General features: G+C 75.9%; 3 protein-coding genes. 1 reads left to right on the top strand and 2 read right to left on the bottom strand.

What is annotated here, in order from left to right; translation table 11 throughout:
- Positions 1-83: 83 nt before the first annotated feature.
- Positions 84-2423, bottom strand: a complete 2340-nt coding sequence (locus ACFY0X_RS36805; RefSeq protein ID WP_387760881.1) for a BTAD domain-containing putative transcriptional regulator — start codon at positions 2421-2423, stop codon at positions 84-86.
- Positions 2424-2654: 231 nt separating this feature from the next.
- Here ACFY0X_RS36805 and ACFY0X_RS36800 point away from each other — a divergent pair, with 231 nt between their 5' ends.
- Positions 2655-4109, top strand: a complete 1455-nt coding sequence (locus ACFY0X_RS36800) for a BTAD domain-containing putative transcriptional regulator (protein ID WP_387760880.1) — start codon at positions 2655-2657, stop codon at positions 4107-4109.
- Between the two features lie 24 nt (positions 4110-4133).
- On the opposite strand, the gene ACFY0X_RS36795 is transcribed toward ACFY0X_RS36800, so the two are convergent.
- Positions 4134-4613, bottom strand: coding sequence for a hypothetical protein (locus tag ACFY0X_RS36795; RefSeq protein ID WP_387760879.1), 480 nt, complete (start codon positions 4611-4613; stop codon positions 4134-4136).
- Between the last annotated feature and the right edge of the window lie 431 nt (positions 4614-5044).

Raw genomic sequence — 5044 nt, 5'->3', positions numbered from 1 at the left:
CCTGCGCGATCTGGCACAACCGGACCACCGGCCAACCCGTCACCCGCTCACTGATCGCCTACGACCACTGACCGACTTCGGAACTACTCGTCTAGGGCGCTGCCCTCGGCGCGTTCGGCGCCGAGGCGGTGGAACAACTCGGCGGCCCGGCCGGCGTGTTCGGCGGCCTCGGCGTAGCGGCCGTGGATCCGGGCGTTGCCGCCGAGGGTGAGCAGGGCCTTGGCGAGGACGCGTTCGGTGGCGGGCGAGGCGCAGAGGTCGACGGCCCGGCGGATCTCCCGCTCCGACTCGGCGTAGCGGTTGACGTGCCAGAGCATGGCACCGCGCAGGTAGCGGGCGAGGGCGAGCGGGCCGTGCTCGCTGCGTGCCTCGGCCTCGCCGGCGAGGCGTTCGGCGAGGTCGGCGATGACGGTGGTCCGGGTGCGTTCGGCGAGCACCGAGCCCATCCGGTCGGCGAGTTCGGCGGCGCGGTCGAGCGGCAGGGCCGGGTCGGCGCAGCTCAGGGCGATGACGGCGGCGTGCACCTCGGCCTGCTCGCGCATCCAGCGCACCGCCTCGGCGCCGTCGACGACCGGTCGGCCGGGGTGGGCCACGGGCACGTCGAGCAGGCTGAGCTCGGCCGGATCGGCTTTGCGGGCGGCGAGGTCGGCGTTGCGCGCGGTGGCGAGGCAGAAGTCGAGCAGCCGGTCGGTGGCGGCGGTGCGTGCGGCGGCGCCGTCCTCGGCGGTGAGCCGGGCACGGGCGTAGGCGCGGACGAGGTCGTGGAAGCCGTAGCGCCCGAAGCGGGGGGACTGCAGCAGGTTGAGGTCGACGAGGGTTTCGAGCAGTTCGCCGGTCTCGGCCTCGGAGCGGTCGAGCAGGGCGGCGGCGCAGGGCAGCGGGACGTCCGGGGCGTCGGGCAGGGCGAGCAGCCGGAAGGCCCGGGCGAGCTCGGCGTCGAGGCGGTGGTAGGAGAGCGCGAAGCTGGCCTCCACGGTCCGTTCGCCGTCGCTGAGTTCGGCCAGCCGGTGCTCCCGGCGCAGGCCTTCGGCGAGGGCGGCCAGGGTGAGCGACGGGTCGGCGGCGAGCCGGGAGGCGACGATGCGCACGGCGAGCGGCAGCAGTCCGCAGGCCCGGACGACCTCCTCGGCGGCCCCGGGTTCGGCGGCGACGCGTTCGGCGCCGACGATGCGGGTGAGCAGCTCCAGGGCCTGTTCGGGCGGCAGGGTGTCCAGGCGCAGCTGGTGGGCCCCGGCGAGGCCGGTCAGCCGGTGGCGGCTGGTGACGAGGACGGCGCAGCCGGGTGAGCCGGGCAGCAGCGGTTCGACGTGGCCGGGGGTGGCGGCGTTGTCGAGGACGACCAGGACGCGCCGTCCGGCCAGGGCCGAGCGGTAGAGCGCGCTGCGTTCGCCGGTGTCCGGCGGGATCTCGCCCGGGTCGACGCCGAGGTCGCGCAGGAAGCCGGCGAGCACCGTGCCGGGGTCGGGCGGGGTGTGGTCGGCGCCGCGCAGGTCGGCGAAGAGCTGTCCGTCGGGGAAGCGGTCGCGGACCCGGCGGGCCACGTGCACGGCGAGGGCGGTCTTGCCGACGCCGCCCATGCCGTCCAGGGCGGAGACCACGACGGCCCGGCCGCCGGCGGCGGAGAGCCGGTCGGTGAGGGTCTCGGCCTCCTCGGTGCGGCCGGTGAAGTCGGGCAGGCCGGCGGGGAGCTGGTCGGGTGCCTGCCAGCGGTCGGCCTCGGCGGCGGGTCCGACCGGGTCGGCGGTGGCGCCGGCGGGCAGCAGCGAGGCGTCCTCGCGCAGGATGCGCAGTTGCAGGGCGGCCGGTCCGTCCGCGCCCGGCGGGAGCGAGGCGCGGGCGTCCTCGTACACGGCGAGTGCCTCGGCCCTGCGGCCGGCCTGGTAGAGGGCGCGCATCAGGACGGCGGTGAGCCGGGGCCGGCCGGGGTGCTCCAGGGCGAGGGCGGCGGCCGCCGCGGTGAGGTCGGTGCGGTCGCCGAGGTCGGCGTCCAGCTCCAGTTCCGTCTCCTTGGCCGAGATCCGCTGCTCGGTGAGCCCGGCGCGGACGGCCTCGGCGTGCGGCCCGGGCAGCCCGGCCAGCGGTTCGCCGACCCACAGCCGCTGGCCGCGCCGCAGCACCTCCCGGACCTGCTGCGGCGGTGCGTCCGCGGCGCGCAGTCGTCCGGCCTCGGCCAGCAGCGCCTCCCAGGCGGCCGTGTCCACCTCGGCGCCGGACAGCCGGAGCGCGTAGCCGTCGCCGACCCGGAGCAGCGGCATCCGCTGCAGGTCGTCCCCGGCGTACGGCCGGAACGCGGTGCGCAGCCGGGAGACGGCGAGCTGGACGGCCTTGCGCGGGTCGGCCGGCGCGGCCCCGCCCCACACCCCCTCGACCAGCACCGGGACCGCCACCGTCCGTCCGGCGGCGGCCAGCAGCACGGCGAGCACGGCCCGCTGCTGCGGCCTGCCCAGCCCAACTCCCGTTCCCCGTACCAGGCCCGCAGCGGTCCCAGCAGTCCGAACCGCAGCCCGGATACCCCCATGTCAGCCATGTCCCGTCCCGAAAGTCGTTCCGCGCCGGGATTGCGCCACTTCCGTACGGACAGCGGCGCCCCCGTGTCCCGGCGGCTTATGCTCTGTCACTGATTGTGCACGGCTAGAGGGTTCGAGGAGTGGCCCGTGGGGCTCGTTTTCAGCCTGCTGGGACCGCTGCGGGCCCGGTCCGACGGCCGGGAGCTCGACCTCGGCCGACCGCAGCAGCGCGCCGTGCTCGCGGCGCTGCTGATCCCGCCGGGGCAGCTGGTGGCGACGGACCGGCTGGTCGAGGACCTGTGGGGAGGGGACGACACCCGCTGGCCGAAGGACCCGGTCGGGCAGATCGGCACCCATGTGCACCGTCTGCGGCGGGCCCTGGGCGCGCCGGGGCTGCTGGTCGGGACGGCGGGCGGCTACCGGTTGGAGGTGCCGCGCACGGCGGTGGACCTCTTCGGCTACGAGGCCGGGGTGGCGGAGGCCGTCGCACTGCGTCACCAGGATCCGCTGCGGGCGCGCGAGGTGCTGCAGCGGGCACTGGGGGCCTGGCAGGGGCCGCACGCGCTGGACGGCGTGCCCGGGACGTTCGCCGAGCGGGTCCGGGAGCGGCTGGCGGCCGGACGGTTCGCGGCGGTGAAGGCGCTGCACGGCCTGGACCTCGCTCTCGGCCGGCACGCCGAGGCGCTGGAGCCGCTGGCCGGGCTGGCGGCCGGGCACCCGCGGGACGAGGAGGTGCACCGGTTGCACCTGCTGGCGCTGCACCGCTGCGGCCGGACGGCGCAGGCGCTGGCGGCGTACGAGGACCTGCGGGAACGGCTGGACGGGGAGCTCGGGCTCGAACCCGCCCCGGCGCTGGTGGAGCTGGCCGAGCAGATCCGGCGCGGGGACGCCCCCGTGCTGCTGCGGCGGCTGCCGAGGCCGGGGCAGCTGCCGCCGGACATCCCGGACCTGGTCGGGCGGGCGGTGCAGGTGCGGGAGGCGGAGCGGGCGCTGCGGGCGGACGGGTCGCCGGTGCTGGGGCTCTCGGGCCCGGCGGGCAGCGGCGCGTCGGCGCTGGCGGTGCACGTGGCGCACGCGGTCCGGGACGCCTTCCCGGACGGGCAGCTGTACGCGAGAGAGCTGTCCGCGGGCGGGCGTGAGCACGCGGGCGGTGGCGGCTCCGGCGCGGTGCTGGCCGGCTTCCTGCGGGCGCTGGGGGAGCGGCCGGACTCCTCGGCCGGCCTCGTCGAGCTGTCCGCGCGCTACCGAGCCGCGCTCGCCGGGCGGCGGGTGCTGGTGCTGCTCGACGGAGTGGCCGAGCCGGGGCCGCTGCTGCCGTCGGTGCCCGGCTGCGCCGCGGTGGTGGCGGGGGCTGAGCCGGGCGCGCTGCCCGGCGACGCCGTGCGGCTGGCGGTGGGACCGCTGGAGCCGCACGACGCCTTCGAGCTGCTGGCCCGGATCGTCGGCGCGGAGCGGGTCCGGCGGGAGCCGGACGCGGTGGCCGAGCTGGCGGGGATCTGCGGCTACCTGCCCGTCCTGCTGCGGACGGCGGCGGACCGGCTGGCGGCCCGGCCGCAGTGGTCGGTGGCCGAGCTGGTCCGGTGGTTCGCCGAACGGGGCTGAGCGCCCGGGCGGCGGGGGAACGGTCTAGTACAGGTCCGAGCTGCGGAGCGTGTCCGTGAAGATGCTCATCTGGCGGGGCGTGACGTAGACGACCGCGAGGCCGCCCTTGGGGGACACCACCAGGCTGGCGGTCTGCAGGGAGCTGCCCTTGTAGACGCCGCGGGCCCAGCAGACGCGGTTGCCGGCGCCGTAGACGACGAGGTTGCCGTCGCCCTGCATGATCGCCTTCTGGCCGCAGCCCTGGGCCCCCGGGGCGGACCACACCGCCGTCGGGTTCGACGTGGCGTACTTGTAGAGGACGAAGTTGCCGTCGCCCTGCATGTACAGCCGGGTGTCGTCGGACTCGAGGTAGTCGCCCGGGTAGAGCACCCCGGGCTCGTCCAACGTCGATCCGTGCGCGGTGGCGGCCTGCGCGGTCCCGGTCGAGGACACCGCCCCGACCAATGCCAACACGCCGGCCGCCAGCCCGATGGCCATGTGTCGCAGCGTCTTCGTCGTCTTCATGTCCCCGTGGACCTCTCTCGTGCTGTCGGCGCCGACGAGGTCTTCGTGGCGTCCGATGGGAAGGATCATGGAGGACCGCGGTAGACAAACGATGAACGCCCGCGTTGACCGGCGTCCGGGGGCGAGACGCGGAGCGGGGGCGGGGCGGAGCCGGCGGGGGCATTTGGCTTGGGCGCGGAGTAGGAGTAGTGTCTCCTAGTCGCCTGCCAGGGGGCACCGGACACGCGTCAGCGCGGACGGTCCCGGGGCGGCCAATCCTCTGAAACACCACTTCCCGGTTCGGGCCGGGTCGCTTCGCCTTGTGCGCGTTGTGGCCTGGTGCGTATTCGGTGTGCACGTTTAATTGGGTTGCGGCTGGATTCGCTTTTCGGAGCGGGGATCGGCTAGAGTTTGAAACGTCGGACGGGGCGTCAAACCCCGGAAGACACCGG

The organism is Kitasatospora sp. NPDC001547 (genome assembly GCF_042894165.1).
Classification (GTDB): Bacteria; Actinomycetota; Actinomycetes; order Streptomycetales; family Streptomycetaceae; genus Kitasatospora.
The sequence above is the reverse complement of the archived record's forward strand: the minus strand, read 5'-3'. Positions and strand labels throughout refer to the sequence as shown.

Excerpts from the sequence above, each read along its gene's own strand:
- ACFY0X_RS36795 (WP_387760879.1), bottom strand. The coding sequence starts at position 4,613 with ATGAAGACGACGAAGACGCTGCGACACATGGCCATCGGGCTGGCGGCC.